Source organism: Microlunatus endophyticus (assembly GCF_014646195.1).
Lineage (GTDB): Bacteria > Actinomycetota > Actinomycetes > Propionibacteriales > Propionibacteriaceae > Microlunatus > Microlunatus endophyticus.
On record NZ_BMMZ01000005.1, the window covers coordinates 326138 to 344086 of the forward strand.

A 17949-nucleotide genomic window follows, 5' to 3' on the forward strand; every position below is an offset into this window, starting at 1 on the left:
AGCCGGACTTCGTGCCACGCCCCCACCATGTCTATCGTCAACGGCACGCGTCCGGGGCCAGAGCGGAAAAGCGCCCAGCACGGCTGAGTTCAGCCGAACGAGTGCCGCTCGACCTGGGCGGTCGCCCGTTCCAGAACGCGGATGGCCGTCGCCACCTCGCCGGCGTCGACACCTTCCAGCGCCACCGTCCGGACTTCGGCGAAAGGGTCGGGCAGCTTCTTCCACACGCTCCGGCCGGCATCGGTCAGCATGACGAGTCTTTGGCGCTGGTCCGTCTCGGAGGGTGTCTGCTCAACCAGACCCTTCCGGACGAGCGTCGCCACGACGCCGCTGAGACTGGCGCGTTCGATGTGCAGCACACGACCGAGATCACGTTGCGAGGTAGGACCGCTGGTCGTGAGCTCGTACAGAACCGCCCACTGCGTCGAACCGAGGCCATGCGGGCGCAGGACGGCCTCCACGGCAGCGCGGTTTGCGTAGTAGTACCGCTTGGCCCACGTGCCGATCGACGTCGGCTCGGGGGGCGGCTCGCTCATGCGGCCAGTATTCACCAACCGATGGTGGTGTTCTCCCATCTGGTGAACGTCCCGGTGGGACCGTCCGGACCCAGCAGGCAGACGCGTACGACCTCGCGCGAACCGTCCTCGATCGACTCGGTGCCGGCGAAGCCGTTCAGATTGGTAGCGGTGAAGGCGGGCGAGACCAGGTTGACCTTGATATCGGTCGACTCCAGTTCGACCATCATCGCTAGCGTGATCGCGTTCTGTGCGGCCTTCGACGCGGGATAGACCGGGCCGAACATGGAGTGGTAGGGGTAGCCGGGATCTGCGTTGGCACTGAGCGATCCGACGCCGCTCGAGACGTTGACGATGCGGGCGTCGGACGACTTGCGCAGCAGCGGAAGCATCGCCTGGTAGACCGCGAGGGTGCCGAAGACGTTGGTCTCCCACACCGTACGGATCTCGTCCAGTGACGCAGTACTCGCCTTGTTGGCTGCCGCGTAGTCCTCGAGGAATTCGCCGTCGGCCGGACGGCTGCGGGAGATCCCGGCGTTGTTGACCAGCAGGTCGAGGTGTCCGAACTCGTCGGCCACGCGGGCCGCGGCGGCCGCGATCGATTCGGCGTCCGTGACGTCGATCTGGATCGCAGTCGCCCCGGCGCCGATCTGCTCGGCCGCAGCCTGGCCGCGCGCAAGGTCTCGTGATCCGACGAGGACCGTGACGTCGTGGGCGACAAGCTCCTTCGCCACCTGAAATCCGATTCCCTGGTTGGCCCCTGTCACAAGGGCGATACGTGATGATTCCATGAGTCCTCTTCCGTTTGGTACCGAACAATTATCGTTCGGTACCAAACGAAAATCAAGTGCAGTCGCAGTCTCGTAACTGTTTTGGAGACCGACCGTCGCTGTGTTTCGGGCCGCCCACAGAAGCAGCAACCTCGCTAACGTGGGGGCACTCACGAGAGGGCGACAACGATGGACCAAACAGGCGACTCGATTGCTACTGTCGACGTCGCTCCCCGGCAGATCGATCCGACCCTTCGTATGCAGATCTACGTCCAGGGCATCCTGGACGGTGCCTGCTTCCTCTACGCTCTGGCGAACGCGTACAAGGCTCTGACCGGCAAGAAGGTGACCCGGGAGCACTGGAATCGGGCGGTCGCGCGGTTGCCGGAGCCGGCGGAATTCCTCGGCGGGTCGGGGGCCACCCGGCTCAGCTATGGCGAGGCAGTACGGCACATCGATTCCACCCTGGACGCCTTCAGCGACTCGGGAGAGACCTTCAGGGTTGACCAACTCGACCCGGCTGCCGGAATCGTGAACCTGTGCCGTGCGGTCTCCTCCGATAGCGTGGTGATCTTCCCGTACGGAGGACAGACGGAGTTTCAGCACTTGTCATCGCACATGGTGTGCGGGGTCGCGGTCAGCGACGGTCCTCCGATGAGGTTGCACCTCGCGTGCTCGTTCGCATTCTGGAGCCGGTATCTGAAGTCCGGCGACTACTTCGAGCGTCACCATCCAGACCTCGGTCGTTGGTCGAACGACTCGGTCCAACCCGATAGTGAGGTCGTGATCGCACCGAACTTCCGCTGGAAGGTCACGCTTGGAGGACCGCACAGTTGAGGGGCCGGGACGGATGGGAACGACCTCACGCGAGATGGGCTACCCACACCGCGTATTCCGATCCCGGCCGGCACGCAGAGCTTGTGGGGGCGTTGCCGCAGGGTGCAGAGACCGCGTGCGCCGTGGCGCGCAACGTGATCGGCCACTTCGGCACGGACTTCGTGAATCTCACGGAGGCCCGGCGTGACGAGGTCAATCTGCGATCGGTGGCGCGCATCCTCGACGTCGACCAGGCACGTCACCCGTACGGGCTCGATTTGCCCCGCGACCGCCAGGGCCGCGTAGCCGGCTGCTGCCGTGATCACTCGGTCTTCGTCGTCGGCCTCCTGCGGGAACAAGGAACACCGGCACGCACCAGGGTCGGCTTCGCCGACTATTTGATACCCGATCGACGAGTTGATCATGTCGTCGTCGACTACCGGGCGGCGGGACGTTGGATCCGGACTGACCCGGAGATGGCGCCAGGCACCGTGCCGTTCGACCCCGCAGATATGAAGATCGAATCTGATGGCCGGTTCCAGACAGCGGCAGAGGCATGGCAGTCCTGTCGACATGATCCTGACAATCTCGATCGCTATCTGGTGCCGCCCGGGTCAGGGTTTGCGGACGCAGCACATGTCATCAGGGCTTACGTGGCATTGGAGCTGGCGCACTGGTGTGGGCAGGAACTGCTGCTCTGGGATACCTGGCCGGACCTCGACGCCTTCGATGCTGATCTTGTCGACCGGGTCGCACGCCTTCTGGTTGCGGCCGACACGGGAGACAAGGCAAGTGAGGTTGAACTCACCGCGATCTACCACCGCTTCGGCCCGCACGGAACCGTCACCCAGCTGTCACCCTTCGGCAAACCGCCCCGGCAGGTCAGGATCGAAACAGAACCCAACGATCGCCAGCAGCCGTGATGGCTGTCTGGCAAAGTGATGCGCCGGCCGGAAGCGAGGCAGCCTCTTGGCTCCCTCGCAAGGAGAGGACTTAAACCCATCGCGACCGTGTGGGGCCGGCGATAATCTCGGGCGCGTGGGTCTCCCGGAACGCCGGCAGTATTCGCAGCGACTCGGCGTCATCGAGGCAACGCAGCTGGACACTGTCGCCGAGCAGTTCGGAATCGGCACGATCGTCGACGTGTGGACGCCCAGCGGCGGACTGTTCGGCCAGATCCTGATGCTGGAGACGACCGACGGTCGCTACGTGTTCCGGGGCAACCCACATGGTCATACGCACCTCACCAAGGAACGACGCGTTGCCCGTCTGATCCACGAGCGATCGCAATTGCCGGCGGCGTGGCCGTACCGGATCAGTGACGACGCGACGTTGTTCGGCTGGACGTACGCGATCATGCCCATGCTCCCCGGTACCTGCGGCCGGGACCTCTGGGCGAGCGCTGACCCAACCGAACGCGTCGGGCTGGCCGAGTCCGCGGGGCGCGGGCTGGCGATGCTGCACGAAGTGACAGCTCCGATGCACGCTGTCTATGACCCACAGGTCGACGACTTCGTGCCCGTGACCACTGACTTCACGACCTGGTGGCTGGAACGTCTGGATGACACCCGCACCGAGTGCCGGGCGGCGGATGCACTCTCATCCGAGGCTGAACGATTCATCGACGGGGTTGTCGAGCGCGATCTGCCCGGACTCACCGTGCCCTTCACACCTGCGCTCGTCCATCATGACTTCAAGCCGGGCAACCTCAATTTCACGCCCACAAAGGATTCCTTCGAGCCTTCCGGCGTGTTCGACCTGTTCGAGGCCTACATCGCCGACCCGGAAGAGGATCTCGTCCGCATGCTCTGGGAGGTGGAGACCGACGCTCAGCGACGAGCATTCATCGACGGCTACACCGACAGCGGACCGCTTCGCGACGGTGCAGCCGACCGCCTCGAGCTCTACGCATTGGCCGACTGGCTCGTGATCTGGGCGTACGGCAGGCGCAATCAGCTCTGGTTCAACGATGTGACATTCGAGGAGAGTTTCGGGCCGATCCTGGCTCGCGCCCGGCAGGCGGTCTCCTAGCCGCCCGGACGCAGGTCAGTCCTGCGGATGTTCCCCACGCAGAAGATGTGATGGGCCAGAAGTGATCGACAGCGACAGAGGTTCTCCCGTCAGGACATCGTCGCCGAGCGCGACGAACACTTCCTTTCCCCCGCCGCCTACGCGCCATAACCGCTGACAGCTATCTCGTCGGGACGAATCCGCGGCACAACCGGTTCTGCGCAGGCGCCCTGTCCGGTTCGTCGTGCTCGCTCCACGGTTGGCCGAGGCACTGGTTCGTGACCACCGGTGGCCGATTCCCACCGACCGTGGTAAGACTTCGGCCATGGCAAGGACACTGCCGGTCGTGATCTGGGTAGTGGCGATGGCGGTCATGATCATCGCCGTCGATATCGTGTTCTTCAGACATCACTTCTGGCCGCGGCTGGCAGCGAATATCGGCATCGTCCTGCTCGTCGGGGCCTTCTACTTCAGGTTTCGCGCCGATCTATGACAGCTGCGATCCCAGCTCGGCAACCAGGATCACGAATCGGCCCCGTTCCTGGTCATCGTGGATGAGGCGCGACTGTTACAGGTGGGTGCGGGAGCGTTCTCACTCCTCGGCCTGGGGCTGACGATGGGATTCAGCCCGACGTTGTACGGCATCTCGCTCCACCTGCTGACCCGAGATCGAAGGGCGACGTCGGCGATCCGATGGATGGTCGTCGGACTGGCCGCGGGTTCCACCGTGATGGTCGTGCTCTTTCAGTTCATCGATCCCGGGAATCTCGAGCTCCTGCTGAGACACCAGGTCGCCGCTCTGTTGTTGCGGCGTGGTGTGGACCTGGTGTCTGGAGCACTGTTGATCGGCGCATCGATCGTTGTCGCGCTTCGGCTCCACGAGGATCGGGTCCGTCCGCCCGGCCCCGTCCATCACCGGCAATCCGGCGCCGGCGGCCACCGATGGCAGTACTTCGTGATCGGAATGTCCAACACGGTGCTCGGCGTGAGTGGCATCGCGACGATGTATCTGACGGGTCGAGTGGTATCCGGAACCGGTCGAGACCTGGTCGAGAGAGTGCTCCTCTACGCGGTGTTCCTGGTTGCCCTGGTCGGCCCGTATCTCATCGTCGCTCACCTGTGGACCAGGCTTGCGCGGTTCGCCGCCTCTGTCACCCGCTGCTACGACGTGGTTGCGCGAGTGGACTTCCACTGGCTGGCCGCGGGCGGCTTGCTGCTGGCCGGCCTGCTGTTCCTCTCACTGGGACTCTGGCGCCCCGTCTGACCATTGGGAGCCCAGGCCCGCATCAGGCAGCAAGCGCCAGCCGCTCCGCACGCAGCGACAGCGTGGCATTCTGACCGTCGGCACCCAGCTTGGTCAGCGCCGATATCATCTCGGTACGACCGCAGCGGCGCGCCGCGGCATCGTCGGCGATCAACTCGATCAGCAACGCGGTCGCCCGGGTCAACTCCCGGGCCGCGCGGACGCCCGGGAAGCAGGCGCGGTTCAGCACCGCGAGCCGGGAGAAGATCAGATGGCGCCTGAGCAGGTGGGCGCGTTCGTGCTCGATGATCGCCCGCCGCTCCCCCGCAGTCAGCGCCAGATCGATCGCGGCGGAGACGATCACTCCATCACCCAGGCCGCCGAGACTGCAGGCGATCGAATTGCGGCCGGCGATGTAGGTGACCGGAAGGCCGTCGACCAACTCGCGGCGGTAGCCGGATCGGGCCACCAGGGCGTCCAGGTCGGCGCGCAGCCGACGCTGATCGCCGATCAGCTCCCGGGCCCGGGTCGCCACCAGGCTGATCAGCGCGCCGGCGACCGCCAGCGTCGTCCAACCCAGCACGATGCCGGTGACACGTACGACAGTGTCCAGGCCCGGCGTCGACCGGAAGCCGAAGGTGGTCGCGAGCAGGTCGGCGCCGTACGACGGTTGTTCGGCCTGGATCCGCCAGCCGAGCCAGATGCCGATCCCGCCGGACCCGGCTGCCGCCAGCACCCCGGTCAGGAAGATCGAATACCACAGCGTCAGACACAGCCGCGGCCGGAAGATCCGCCAGCCGCCGCGGGTCAGCACCTGCGGCGCGGCCAGCAGCGTGATCAAGGCGTACGACGCCAGCGCCAGTGCGATGATCATCATCGGCGCCGCGTCCGGCCTTCCAGTGCGCGACGCAGGACCTCGGCATCGGAGTTGTCCAGATCACCGGCGAAGCGCAACAACACCGCCTGTCGATCGCCGGTCTCCTGCAACGACTGCAACATCGCCCCGACGATCCGGTCCGATTCCGACTGCGCGGCGGAGAAGGTGATGTTGGTCCGGGCATCGGACCGGTTCACCAGTCCCTTGCGGCGCAGCCGGTCCAACACCGTGAGCAGGGTGGTGATGGCGGGCGCGTCAGCGCCGAAGCCGGCCTGGATCTCCTTGGCCGTACGCGGCCGGTCGGCATCCCAGAGCTGACGCATCACGTCCGCCTCGAGCTGACCGCGATCGCGTGCCATGGATGCCTCCTTCTCCCGCCGTTCTACAGCTGGTAGAACACTACCGCCCCGGTCATTCCGCCGACACGGGGACGGCGGTGGCCACCCGCCGACGAGCGACCGCCAGCACCGAAGCCAGGCCGCCGATCACCATCCAGACCAGCAGCACCCCGAACTCGTGACCGGGCGAGGAGTTCCCCGTGACGATCGCCCGGACGCCGTCCAGCGCCGGTGTGATCGGCAGATAGGACAGCGCGCCGGCAAATGCGTCCGGCAGGGCGTTGGTCAGCGACCCTGCCACCGCCATCACGACGACCGCGGTTGAGATGAACCGTCCGACGCCGCCGAACCAGGCCACCAGCGCTTGGTTGAGCACGGCGAACGTGACCGCGGTGAACACCGAGAAGCCGAGCAGGCCGACCGCACGTCCGGCGGACAGGTCCAGCAGCACCGACATCAAGGCCGACAAGATCACCGCCTGCGCGGCGCCGATGATCACGCCGGGTGCCACGCCCTCCAATGCCAACCTGGCCGAGGATTTCTGCGAGCCGAACACATCGGAGCTGACGGCGCGCACGACGAGATAGGTCGCCAGGCCGCCGACCCACAGCGCCAGGGCGAGCAGCAACGTCGTGGTCGTCGCATTGGCGAAGAGCCCGTCGGGCTGGTTACCGGCCACCGGCGCACTGACCACCTTGGCCAACTGCGTGCGGTCGTTCTTGGAGTAGGTCGGGATCTGGTCGGCGGCCTTCTTCAGCCCGGTCGCCAACTGGCTGCTGCCGGTTGCGAGCTTGCCGCTTCCGTCGTGCAGCTTGGACAGGCCGTCGCTGAGTTGGCCTGCGCCGGTGGCCGACTGGGCTGTGCCCGTGGCGAGCTGATTGCCCGCGTCGTCCAGCTTGCCGAAACCCGTCGCCAGTTTCGTCGCACCGGTGCTGAGCTGGTCGGCTCCCTTGGAGAGCTTGCCGGTGCCGGTGGCCAGTTTGCCGATCCCGGTGTGAAGACCGTCGATTCCCTTGTCCAGCGACTTCGCACCCGAGGCCAGGCCCTTGGCGCCGGTGTTGACCTGCTCGCCGGCGTCGCCGAGTTTGCCGGCCGAGTCGGACAGCCGGGTGGACCCGGATTCCAGCGGCTTGGCGCCCGCCTCGATCTGCATCGCCGGTCCGGGCTTGGCCTTCGTCCCGACCAGCCCCTGCTGCAGGCCGTCGGCGACGCCGGCGGCTCCGGCCTTCATTCCGGCGGCGAAGATCTGGCAGTTGGCGGACCCGGGTGTGAACCCGGCGGCGACGCAAGCCTGGGTTGTTGCGGTGTCGGAGGAAACACCCTCACGCGCCGTTGCGATGGCCGGCTTGATACTGCCGGCGAATTTCGCGGAGCCCTGGGCGTACTCGTTGACACCGTCGGCGTACGAGCCGAGGCCGTCGGTCAGCTTGGTGACGCCGGAGGTGTACTTCTTCACGCCCTTGGCGTAGGTCTTGACGCCCTTGGTGTAGTCGTCCATGCCCTCGGCGAGCTTGCCTGCGCCGGTGTCCAGCTTGCCGACACCGGTATCGGTCTGCTGGATCCCGTCCGCCAACCCGGATACGCCGGTCGCCAGCTGCGTGACGCCGGTGTCGGTCTGACTGAGCCCGTCCGACAACCGACCGGTGCCGCTGCTCAACTGCTGCATCCCGGTGGACAGCGACTTCGCGCCGTCGGCGGACTTCCCGATTCCGTCGTCGAGCTGTGATACCCCGGTGGACAGCGACTTCGCGCCGTCGGCGGACTTCTGGATGCCCTGCTGGGTCTGGTTGAAGCCGAGATACAGATTGTCCAGATACTGCTTGGTCAGTTCCCCGTTCAGCGAGCTGACCGCGGCACTGGAGATCGCCGAGGCGATCGCCGAATCGGTCACGCCCGACACCTTCGACGTCTGGACATCCAGGGTTGCCTGCTGGGCCTGTGATCCCTTGTTTGCGGCGTATGAGGTCGCGTCCTTGGAGAAATCCTTGGGGATCGTCACGACTGCTGCGTACCGGCCATCGGCCAGTCCGTCGGCAGCGTCGTCGGCATCACTGATCACCCAGGTGAAATTCTGATCATCTTTCTGGTCAGCCTTTTGATCACTGGTGCCACCCTTGACGAGCCCGGACGCCAGCTGGCGGCCCAGCGGCACGGTCTGACCGTCGACCTTCACCGGCTGGTCGGTGTTGACGATCGCCGCCTGCACCTTGTCCCAGCGCGAGGTGGAATTCCAGGTTGCGGCCAGGAATCCGGCGGCGACCATGATCGGCACCAACAGTGCGCCGATCAGTGAGACCCACCCGAGGCGACGGCTTCCGGTCGTGCGTTCCAGGTTGATCATCGGTTCGTCCTCGGGATGTCTCGGAGCTTCTTGATCATGAGCCGACCGCCACTGGTTGCCGGATCGGCTGGCCGGCGGCTTCTCTGACCGCCGGCAGATGCAGGTGCAGGTAGCGGGCAGGCAATAGCCCGTCGACCGCCGACGCATCGGCGGCCGCCAGCAGGACGCCACGGCCCGATGCTGCCGCGGAGTGCAGAAGATCAACCAGGGCGGCAGTCTCCGGGCCGGTGGACAGTCGGTCCAGGTGCTCGATCATGATCACCCGGGCATCGCTGTCGCGGGCCGCGACGATCGCCCGGACCCGGTCGTTCGGAGTCGACAGTGAGGACGCCGCCAGATCGACCAGCCGGGTCCGGCGGCGTACGGCTCCGGCCTCCTCGGGCAGCACCAGACCGGCGGTCTTGACGTGCCCGCCGGTGGCCTTCATCCGACCGGACAGCACCCAGAGCAGCCGCGATGCCGCAACCGGATCTCCGTCGACCAGCAGGACCTCGCCCGGTTGCAGCGACACCTGAGTCGCCCCGAAGATCAACCGGCTGCGGGCACCGTGCCCGATGCTCAGGGTCAGGCCCTCGGCGTGCACCAGAGCGGTGCTGTTCGCTTCCGGCCAGTCCCGGAGCTGGACCATGTGCAGCAGTCCCTCGCCCTCGACGTCGAAGCTCGGCAGCCGCCGGTCGATCCAGTCCGGCAGCTGCCAGGCGTGCTTGCCGAGCAGCGCGAGCACCGCCGGCACCAGGGTCATCCGGACGATGAAGGCGTCGACGAAGACTCCGGTCGCCAGGCCGACGGCGACCGACTTGATCGTCGAGTCGCCCTCGGGGATGAAGGCGGCGAACACCGAGAACATGATCACCGCGGCGGCCGTCACAACTCGCGACGAGCTGATGAAGCCGGATCGGATCGCGGCCTTCGCGTCGTTGCCGTTGTGCACGAAGTCCTCCCGCATCCGGGAGACCAGAAAGACCTCGTAGTCCATCGCCAGGCCGAACAGGATGCCCATCAGGATGATCGGCAGGAAACTCAGCACGGGTCCTTGTTGATCAACATTGAGCGGGCCGGAGAGGAAGCCGTGCTGGAAGACCAGGGTCACCATCCCGAAAGATGCACCGACGCTGAGCAGATAGCCGACGGTCGCCTTGATCGGCACGACGATCGAGCGGAAGACCATGGTCAACAGCACCATCGACAGACCGACGACGAGGATGCCGAAGGGCAGCAACGCGTGACCGAGTTGATCACTGACGTCGATCTGGATCGCCGTCGATCCGGTGACGGCGATGGCGGTACCGTGCTCCCGCTCGAAGGCCGGTCCGAGATCACGGATCCGCTGCACCAGCTCCTTGGTCTGCGGCGAGGTGCCGGCATCGACCGGGACCACCTGGACGATGCCGGTGTCCGCGTCGGCGTTCGGAGTGGCCAGCGGGACGCTGGCGACACCCGGCAGCGCCTTGATCTGGTTCTTGAGATCGGCCATCACGCCGAGCGGATCGTCGGAGGTGACGATGTCAGCCGTGACGATCAGCGGGGCGTTGTGCCCGGCACCGAAGTATTTGGCGACCAGGTCGTAGTTGACGCGCGCAGGCGACCCGGCGGGCGCAGAGCCGTTGTCCGGCAGCGCCAACTCGAGACCGCGGGCCGGTAGCGCCAGCGCACCGAGCCCGGCGACGATCACCAGGATGGTGACCAGCGGCCACTTGGTGGCGACCTTGACCCAGCCGCCGAAGAATCGGTTCCGCTGCGGCTTGGCCGCCTTCTTCTGCCGTGGCCTCAGCCGGTCACCAAAGAAGCCGAGCATCGCGGGCAGCAGCGTGAGAGCGATACATACCGCGATCGCGACACCGACCGCCGCGGCGATGCCCATCGTGGTGAGGAAGGGGATCCGCGCGACGGCCAGGCCGGCCAGCGCGATCATCACCGTCAGTCCGGCGAACACCACGGCCGAGCCGGCGGTCGCGACGGACCGGGCCACGGACTCCCGGGGATCCATCCCGTCACGGAGTTGATCACGGTGCCGGGAGACGATGAAGAGGGCGTAGTCGATGCCGACCGCCAGGCCGAGCATCAGGGCCAGCATCGGCGTCGAGGAGTTGACCTTGGCCAGTCCCGTACTCGCGACGATCCCGGCCATCGTGATCATCACGCCGAGGATCGCATTCAACAAGGGCATCCCGGCGGCGACGAAGGAGCCGAGGGTGATCGTCAGGACCACCAGCGCGATCACGACGCCGACCACCTCGGTGGCGCTGATCGTCACGCCGGTGGCCGAGAACGCCTCCCCGCCGGCCGATGCCTGCGACCCAGGGACCGCCTTGCGCAGGTCGTCGGTGATGGAGGTGATCTTGTCCAGCGTTCCGCTGGTGACCGAGCCCTGGCCGGCGTCCAGCTGGATGCTGATCAGGGCGGCCCGGTCCTGCGGCGCGATCGCGCCGTCGATCATCTTGTCGAAGGGTGACGAGACGGTGTCGACCTGGCCGACCTTCCCGTACGCCTTAACCGCCGCGTCGATCGCGGCCCGCTCGGCGTGATCGCGTACCGAACCGCCGTCGGGCGCGACGAAGATCACCTGCGCCGAGGTGCCGCTGACCTGCGGGAAAGTGCGATTCAGCTGGTCCAGTGCTTGCTGGGACGAAGTGCCGGGCAGGCTGAAGGAGTTGTCGAAACTCTTGCCCAGCCCGAGAGCGCCGAGGCCGGCGACGACCAGCACCGCGAACCAGATGAGCAGCACCCGGATTCGATGCTGGAAGGCGGCGCGACCCAGACGATAGAGGAACGAGGACACGCCGATACAGTACTGTATCCGGATACACACCTGTATCCATTCGGCTGAGACCTGCACCACATCGCACCCGCGTGCTGAATCATGTCTGAGGCTGGGGCCCACTAGTGTGGCCATGAGGAGGACATGAGATGACCAGTGCGCCGAGCCTGGTGACCGGGAGATCGGCCCGTCGGGCGCAGACCCAGCAGCGGTTGATGAACTCCGCAGTCGAGGTCTTCGCCGAGCGTGGCATCCTCGCTGCCAGCGTGGAGGAGATCTGCGAGCGGGCCGGGTTCACTCGCGGCGCCTTTTACTCCAACTTCGCCGACAAGGACGAGTTGGTGCTGGAGATGCTGCGCTACTACGCGGATCAGGACGTGCACAAGGTCGAGGAGATCACCGACCTGCTGCGCAGCAACGCCGAGATGAAGGGCAATCCACCCGGGATCCTGATCAACATGGCCCTGTCGCGGCTGTTCGGCGACCCGAGCAACGAGCGCAGCGCCGTCCTGGCGCGACACGAGATGCATCTGTACGCCGTCCGGCACCCGGCGCTGCGGCGACCGTACCAGCGCTACACCGAGGACCTCTACCACCGGGTAGTCACGCTGCTGGACGGCACCCTGGAGGCGATCGGGCTGGAATTCAGCGTCGACGTGCCGACCGCGGTGCTGCTGCTGCACGGCGCCACGAACATGATGCAGATGGAGAGCCTGCTCCGCGATGTGCCGCCGGACGGTTCCGCCATGGAGGTGCTGTTGAAGCAGATCACCAGGCCGCGTCCGGATCGCGACGGCCCGGCGGTCTGCGAGGCATAGCCACGCCACGCGATCTCTGCGGCACTATGGTGCTTTGCGATCTGAGGATCGAACCATGATCGAACGGAGTCAGATGTCGGTCCAAGAAACCTCCGGCCAAGGCGGCCAGATGCACGTCCTGGTCGTCGACGACGACCTCGCCGTCCGTGAATCGCTGCGGCGGTCGCTGGCCTACAACGGCTACCAGGTGACGACCGCCGAGGACGGCATGTCGGCACTCGCCCGGCTCGGCACCGTTCGTCCCGATGCCGTCATCATGGACGTGATGATGCCCAAGCTGGACGGCCTGGAGACCACCCGGGCGCTGCGCTCGGCCGGCAACGACGTACCGATCCTGATCCTGACGGCACGCGATGCGGTGGACGATCGCGTCGACGGCCTGGACGCCGGTGCCGACGACTACCTGGTCAAGCCATTCGCCCTGGACGAGTTGCTGGCGCGGCTGCGGGCACTCGTTCGGCGGGCCGGCACGGTCGCCGACTCGTCGGACCCGTCGGCTCACAGCCTGAGCTTCTCCGACCTGGCGCTGAACACCCAGACCCGCGAAGTCGTCCGAGGCGGCCGGGCGATCAGCCTGACCCGGACCGAATTCGCCCTGTTGCAGGCCTTCATGGAGCATCCCCGCCGGGTCCTCGAGCGCTCCTGGCTGCTCAACGAGGTCTGGGGCTTCGACTTTCCCACGACCGCCAACTCGCTGGAGGTCTACATCGGCTACCTGCGCCGCAAGACCGAAGCGGAGAACGAGCCGCGGCTGCTGCACACGGTGCGCGGCGTCGGTTACGTGCTGCGCGAAACTCCGCCGTGACCGGTTCGCCCTCATCAGGGGAACAGGACCGGTGGGGGCCGCCCGAGCCCCGGGCGCTGCGGATCCGCGGCACCCGGCTGGTGGTCCCGACCGACGCGGTGCTGAGATTCCGCGGTTTCCTGCGCACCTTCTCGCTGCAGACCCGGGTCACCGTGCTGACTGCGGTCGCGGTCGCACTCGCGGTCGCCGTAACCGGCGCGGCCGCCTACCTGACCACCCGGATGGCGCTCTACCAGCAGCTCGACTCCGAGATCCTCGACCTCGCCGTCACCGTCGCGGCTCCGCTGAGCTCGGATCCACAGGATCCCGAACTGCTCAACACCAGCGTGCTGCAGGCCAGCAACGCCAGTGCCGAACTGGTGAGTGCGGACGGGGCGCCATTCCCGATGCAGGTCCAGCAGGTCGAGTTGCAGCCCGGCCCCGAGGAGATCGCGATCGCCCGGCTCGGCACGGGACACTCGATCCGGACCGTGGTCGCCGGCAACGGCCAGCTCTACCGGGTCGCGGCGGTGCCGATCCCGAATACTGACTATGCCCTGATGCTCGGCCGGCCGCTGCGGCAGACGAATCTGATCTTGAGTTCGTTGTGGCTGGTGCTGGTGATCTTCGGGGCCGGCGGAGTGATCTGGGCTGCGGTCGCCGGTTCAGCCGTTGCACAGAACGGCATCCGACCGGTTCGCCGGCTGACACTGGCCGCCGAACACGTCGCCGATACCGATGATCTTGCTCCGATCGTCGTCACCGGCAACGACGAGCTGTCCCGGCTGGCCGATTCCTTCAACCAGATGCTGCGGGCGCTGGCCCAGTCCCGGGAACGACAACGACAGCTGATCGCCGATGCGGGCCACGAGCTCCGTACCCCACTGACCAGCCTGCGCACCAACATCGAATTGCTGGTCGCCGATCAGGAACGTGGCAACCTGCCAGCCCAGGCGCGACGGGAGATCCTCAATGACGTGTCGGCACAACTGGCCGAATTCACCGCGTTGATCGGCGATCTGGTGCAGCTGGCGCGCGAGGACCGGGTGTCACCGGCGCCGGAGCCGATCGACTTCCGCGACGTGGTCAACTCCGCGCTGGAGCGGGTTCGGCGGCGTGGTCCGGGACTGCGCTTCGACGTCGAACTCGATCCCTTCTACGTCGTCGGCGAATCCGACACCCTGGAGCGGGCGGTCACCAACCTGCTCGACAACGCGGTCAAGTGGAGCCCTCCGGGCGGCACCGTCAGAGTGCAGTTGGAGGGTGATCGACTGCGGGTGGCCGACGAGGGCCCCGGTATCGCCGAGAAAGATCTGCCGCACATCTTCGACCGGTTCTACCGGGCCGACACCTCCCGCAACACCCCCGGCACCGGGCTCGGGCTGTCGATCGTCGCGCAGACCGTCGAGCGCCACGGCGGCACCGTGCGCGCCGGTCGGTCCGCCCAGGGCGGTGCCGAATTCACCATCCGGCTGCCCGGCTCGACCACCCTGGAAGGGCTCTCGCACTGACCTCTCCCTGACTTCCGACGGCGCCCTGGCTGACCCGCCGGGACGGCACAATGTATCCGATGATCACCGCACCTGCCGGACTCTCCGCGGGCCGTCGCCTCGGAACGCTCCGGATCGGGTTGGCCACGTTCCAGCCGGCCGTCGGCACGATTGCCCTGTCGTGCAGTGTTGAGGCACTCACTGACACAGTGACCACAAGACCGTCCGACCCAGCGCGGTGGCCACTCTGGGTCGCTGCCCTCGTCGGCGCTGCTCTGCTGGCGGTCTGGGCAGTAGCTCGCGAACGCCGTGACTGGATGATCGTGTCCGCAATCCTGTCTGCGTTGCTCGCAGTCGGGATGATCTTGCTGACTGCACTCGCTCTGCGGACCGCCCGCCTCGATCCATCCCACGGAATCTGGAGCATCGGTTGGCTCGGCACCACAGCGGTGCTGCTCTGGATCCTGGCTGCTCTGGCCGCGCTGGTCGAACGGCGATCGGCCCGGACGATGCCGATCGATTGGCCACCGGTCTGGGCGACCGCGAGCGCCGTCGTGCTGCCGCTGGCGCTGGCGGCAGCATCGGTCCTGTTGATCATTCAGATGGCGGCCTGGGAGATCCACGCGAACAGCGCGACCTCCGCGGCCGTGGTGGCCTCGCAGGCCCAACCGTCCGAACTTTCCGGCCAGGCCCGGTGGAGCGTCGACGTCGGCATCGACGACAGCGCCCGCGCCGGCGCGGCGATCTCGACGACGGCCGGTCTGGCCGTTGCCGTCGGAGCGGATCGGGATCACAGTGCCGGCGTGATCATGATCGATCCGGTCAGCGGAAGGACCCGCTGGCGATACGAGCTGCACGGAGCCCAACTGGCACCAGTCATCGAGGCCCCAGACCAGGGGCGAGAGGTGATGATCGATTTCGATGAAACCGAACTCTCGCGGGAAATTCCGCACCGAGTCATCACCCTCGCTGCGGAGAATGGCAAGATCACAGCTCTCCGAAGCGGCAACCTGGCCGAGCCATCGGACGACGGGCCGCCGGAGCAACTCCTCGTAGGGAAAGGATTCGACATCGAGTTCACTGCCAGCGGGGTGCTGCGGCGTCTCGATCTGCGAACCGGAAAGACCGACTGGTCCGCCCGACTGCCATGCGCCGACAAGGTCCGGGCGAGTGCAGCGACGCAGACGATCTTCGTCGACGACTGCGCGGATGGTGACCACCCCGAGATGATCTTGGCCTACGACCTGTCCAGCGGACGGCTGCTGTGGCAGCGGCGAGAGCAGAACACGCTGATCACCGCCCTCGCCGCGATCGACGATCGTCGGGCGATGGCCCTGACGATGGGGAAGTCCGGCAACGAGCCCACCTGCCGGGCTGTGTTGGTCGGCTCGACCACCGAGCGCCCACTGGAGACCTTCGTCGGGAGCAACCGAAGGACGAACCCGCTGGCGCCGTACGGGCTGGATCCGTGGGGCTGCCAGGACTCGTCGATCCATGACGTTGCAGGCAGCGTCATCCTGCAACTCGCGCTGACCACGCCCCGGGCGGCCCACTCAATGCCCACTACCGCTTCATCGGGCTCTCCTGACCCCCCGGTGATCAGATCTGAACCGCGGGGGAAGCGGAGCTGGAATTCCAAAGCCGGTCCAGCGCGGTGATCAGATAGGTGTATCGACCCGCGGATACCGCATCATGATCAACGAACTGCTGCAGATGATCATCGGTCCGGCGTACGGTCGCCAGCAGATGGGTGGCGTCGGCCAGTTCATGGTCATTTGGACGGACGTGGCCGTCGAAGCGCCAGATCGCGTACGAGGCCGGGGAACTCCCATGATCATGATCGGCCGGTGATCGCCAGCTCACCACCACCGCGTGGTCCTGACGGCGGGCACCGACTGGATCCGGGCGCCGTGGCGCCTTGCCGCCCAGATGGCGGATCGGCGGGATGATCGCGGGCCGGCTGTAGTGGGTCGCGACCAATCGGCTGATCGAGTCGTTCGCGTCGGTCCGGACGTCCTTGGCGCTGAAGTAGACGTCCCCGTCGACCTCGGGATAGTCGTGGTTGAAGGTGAGGTGGTTGCTCAGTTCGTCCGGATCGGTGAAGACCCCACTGGTCTGTTTGTATGCGGCCTGCCCGATGTAGAGGTGGACATCGGTGTGCTCGACGACATCGGCCCACCAGGGCGTCAGCTTGGCGTAATCAGCGACCGTCAACCCGATCTGCCAGTAGACCTGCGGATTGATGTAGTCGATCCAACCCTCCTTGACCCAGCGCCGGGTGTCGGCGTAGTTGGCGTTGTAGGACTCGGTCCCGTTGGTGTCGGAGCCGAGAGGATCCGAGGCCGCGTTGCGCCAGATGCCGAACGGGCTGACGCCGAATTTCACCCACGGCTTGTGCTGGTGGATGCGGTGCTGCATCTCCCGGACCAGCCGGTTGATGTTGTCCCGCCGCCAGTCACCGATGTCGGTGAAGCTGCCGCCGTGGGTGGCGAACGTGTCGGCATCCGGTAGCTCCTGGCCGGCCACCGGGTAGGGATAGAAGTAGTCGTCGAAATGTGCGGCGTCGATGTCGTAGTGCAACACCGCGTCCAGCATTGCGTCCTCGACGAACCGGCGGACATCAGGAATGCCGGGGTTGTAGTAAAGCTTGCCGCCGTAGGGAAACACCCAGTCCGGGTGCACCCGAGCCGGATGGGTCGGTACCAGTTGCGCAGGATCGGTCTGCATCGAAACCCGGTAGGGGTTGAACCAGGCGTGGAATTCCAGATTGCGTCGGTGGGCCTCGGCGACCTGGAAGGCGAGGGGGTCGTAGCCGGGGTCCTGGCCCTGGGTGCCGGTCAGGTATTGCGACCACGGCTCGTACGGCGAGGGCCAGAACGCGTCGGCCGTCGGGCGGACCTGGGAGATCACCGCATTGAGGTTGAGCTCTTCGGCCAGGTCCAGCCAGGCGATGAATTCAGCCTGTTGCTGGTCGATGCTCAGGCCGGTCGCGCTGGGCCAGTCGATGTTGGTCACGCTGGCGATCCACATCGCCCGGAACTGGTGCTTCGGCCGGAACGGGTCCGTCGCCCCCGCCTGCCCGGCCGGGGCCCTACCGTGCGCGGCCGCCGGAAGCGTACCGATGCTGACCGCGTACGCCGCGCCGGCACCAGTCGCCGACAGCTCGAGGAAACGCCGACGATTGATCAT

16 protein-coding genes are annotated in these 17949 nt (G+C 66.4%); 9 read left to right on the top strand and 7 right to left on the bottom strand.

What is annotated here, in order from left to right:
• Window positions 1-89: 89 nt before the first annotated feature.
• Together IEY07_RS12630 and IEY07_RS12635 are read right to left on the bottom strand one after the other, a co-directional pair.
• Complete coding sequence (locus tag IEY07_RS12630; protein ID WP_188895699.1) at window positions 90-536, bottom strand: MarR family winged helix-turn-helix transcriptional regulator; 447 nt, start codon at window positions 534-536, stop codon at window positions 90-92.
• Window positions 537-547: 11 nt separating this feature from the next.
• Window positions 548-1306, bottom strand: a complete 759-nt coding sequence (locus tag IEY07_RS12635; RefSeq protein ID WP_188895700.1) for an SDR family NAD(P)-dependent oxidoreductase — start codon at window positions 1304-1306, stop codon at window positions 548-550.
• 237 nt (window positions 1307-1543) lie between these two features.
• Between IEY07_RS12635 and IEY07_RS12640 the strand changes: the two genes are divergently transcribed.
• The 5 genes from IEY07_RS12640 to IEY07_RS12660 all read left to right on the top strand — a co-directional run bounded on the left by IEY07_RS12640 (window position 1544) and on the right by IEY07_RS12660 (window position 5375).
• On the top strand, window positions 1544-2122 hold the full coding sequence (locus IEY07_RS12640) for a hypothetical protein (protein ID WP_188895701.1): 579 nt from the start codon (window positions 1544-1546) through the stop codon (window positions 2120-2122).
• Window positions 2123-2244: 122 nt separating this feature from the next.
• Window positions 2245-3024, top strand: coding sequence for a transglutaminase-like domain-containing protein (locus IEY07_RS12645; protein ID WP_229670029.1), 780 nt, complete (start codon window positions 2245-2247; stop codon window positions 3022-3024).
• Window positions 3025-3139: 115 nt separating this feature from the next.
• Window positions 3140-4132, top strand: a complete 993-nt coding sequence (locus tag IEY07_RS12650; RefSeq protein ID WP_188895703.1) for a phosphotransferase family protein — start codon at window positions 3140-3142, stop codon at window positions 4130-4132.
• A gap of 238 nt (window positions 4133-4370) precedes the next feature.
• Window positions 4371-4604: a hypothetical protein gene (locus IEY07_RS12655; protein WP_188895787.1), complete on the top strand. Its 234-nt coding sequence runs from the start codon at window positions 4371-4373 to the stop codon at window positions 4602-4604.
• 81 nt (window positions 4605-4685) lie between these two features.
• Window positions 4686-5375, top strand: coding sequence for a hypothetical protein (locus IEY07_RS12660; protein ID WP_188895704.1), 690 nt, complete (start codon window positions 4686-4688; stop codon window positions 5373-5375).
• Window positions 5376-5397: 22 nt separating this feature from the next.
• Here IEY07_RS12660 and IEY07_RS12665 read toward each other — a convergent pair whose 3' ends face one another.
• The 4 genes from IEY07_RS12665 to IEY07_RS12680 are packed head-to-tail and all read right to left on the bottom strand — an operon-like array spanning window position 5398 to window position 11689.
• Complete coding sequence (locus tag IEY07_RS12665) at window positions 5398-6231, bottom strand: M56 family metallopeptidase (protein ID WP_188895705.1); 834 nt, start codon at window positions 6229-6231, stop codon at window positions 5398-5400.
• Window positions 6228-6590, bottom strand: a complete 363-nt coding sequence (locus IEY07_RS12670) for a BlaI/MecI/CopY family transcriptional regulator (RefSeq protein ID WP_188895706.1) — start codon at window positions 6588-6590, stop codon at window positions 6228-6230. Before IEY07_RS12670 ends, IEY07_RS12665 begins: the two co-directional genes overlap by 4 nt.
• 52 nt (window positions 6591-6642) lie before the next feature.
• On the bottom strand, window positions 6643-8910 hold the full coding sequence (locus tag IEY07_RS12675; protein WP_188895707.1) for a YhgE/Pip domain-containing protein: 2268 nt from the start codon (window positions 8908-8910) through the stop codon (window positions 6643-6645).
• Between the two features lie 34 nt (window positions 8911-8944).
• Window positions 8945-11689 (bottom strand): MMPL family transporter, encoded by a 2745-nt coding sequence (locus IEY07_RS12680; protein ID WP_229670030.1) that lies wholly within the window; start codon window positions 11687-11689, stop codon window positions 8945-8947.
• A gap of 128 nt (window positions 11690-11817) precedes the next feature.
• On the opposite strand from IEY07_RS12680, the gene IEY07_RS12685 reads away from it, so the two are divergent.
• From IEY07_RS12685 to IEY07_RS12700, 4 genes are all read left to right on the top strand, one after another.
• Window positions 11818-12486 carry a TetR/AcrR family transcriptional regulator gene (locus IEY07_RS12685; protein WP_188895709.1) on the top strand — a complete coding sequence of 223 codons (669 nt, stop codon included), beginning with the start codon at window positions 11818-11820 and terminating at the stop codon, window positions 12484-12486.
• Between the two features lie 109 nt (window positions 12487-12595).
• Window positions 12596-13291 carry a response regulator transcription factor gene (locus IEY07_RS12690; protein WP_188895782.1) on the top strand — a complete coding sequence of 232 codons (696 nt, stop codon included), beginning with the start codon at window positions 12596-12598 and terminating at the stop codon, window positions 13289-13291.
• Window positions 13292-13410: 119 nt separating this feature from the next.
• Window positions 13411-14781: a HAMP domain-containing sensor histidine kinase gene (locus tag IEY07_RS12695; RefSeq protein WP_229670050.1), complete on the top strand. Its 1371-nt coding sequence runs from the start codon at window positions 13411-13413 to the stop codon at window positions 14779-14781.
• 59 nt (window positions 14782-14840) lie between these two features.
• Complete coding sequence (locus IEY07_RS12700; RefSeq protein ID WP_188895710.1) at window positions 14841-16418, top strand: outer membrane protein assembly factor BamB family protein; 1578 nt, start codon at window positions 14841-14843, stop codon at window positions 16416-16418.
• Here IEY07_RS12700 and IEY07_RS12705 read toward each other — a convergent pair.
• Complete coding sequence (locus IEY07_RS12705; RefSeq protein WP_188895711.1) at window positions 16360-17949, bottom strand: glycoside hydrolase family 10-like protein; 1590 nt, start codon at window positions 17947-17949, stop codon at window positions 16360-16362. The two genes, IEY07_RS12700 and IEY07_RS12705, sit on opposite strands and share 59 nt — an antisense overlap.

Coding starts and splice junctions, on each gene's coding strand:
- IEY07_RS12640 (WP_188895701.1), top strand. CDS start 1,544: ATGCAGATCTACGTCCAGGGCATCCTGGACGGTGCCTGCTTCCTCTAC.
- IEY07_RS12705 (WP_188895711.1), bottom strand. CDS start 17,949: ATGATCAATCGTCGGCGTTTCCTCGAGCTGTCGGCGACTGGTGCCGGC.
- IEY07_RS12630 (WP_188895699.1), bottom strand. CDS start 536: ATGAGCGAGCCGCCCCCCGAGCCGACGTCGATCGGCACGTGGGCCAAG.
- IEY07_RS12670 (WP_188895706.1), bottom strand. CDS start 6,590: ATGGCACGCGATCGCGGTCAGCTCGAGGCGGACGTGATGCGTCAGCTC.
- IEY07_RS12675 (WP_188895707.1), bottom strand. CDS start 8,910: ATGATCAACCTGGAACGCACGACCGGAAGCCGTCGCCTCGGGTGGGTC.
- IEY07_RS12690 (WP_188895782.1), top strand. CDS start 12,596: ATGCACGTCCTGGTCGTCGACGACGACCTCGCCGTCCGTGAATCGCTG.
- IEY07_RS12685 (WP_188895709.1), top strand. CDS start 11,818: ATGACCAGTGCGCCGAGCCTGGTGACCGGGAGATCGGCCCGTCGGGCG.
- IEY07_RS12635 (WP_188895700.1), bottom strand. CDS start 1,306: ATGGAATCATCACGTATCGCCCTTGTGACAGGGGCCAACCAGGGAATC.
- IEY07_RS12665 (WP_188895705.1), bottom strand. CDS start 6,231: ATGATGATCATCGCACTGGCGCTGGCGTCGTACGCCTTGATCACGCTG.
- IEY07_RS12700 (WP_188895710.1), top strand. CDS start 14,841: ATGATCACCGCACCTGCCGGACTCTCCGCGGGCCGTCGCCTCGGAACG.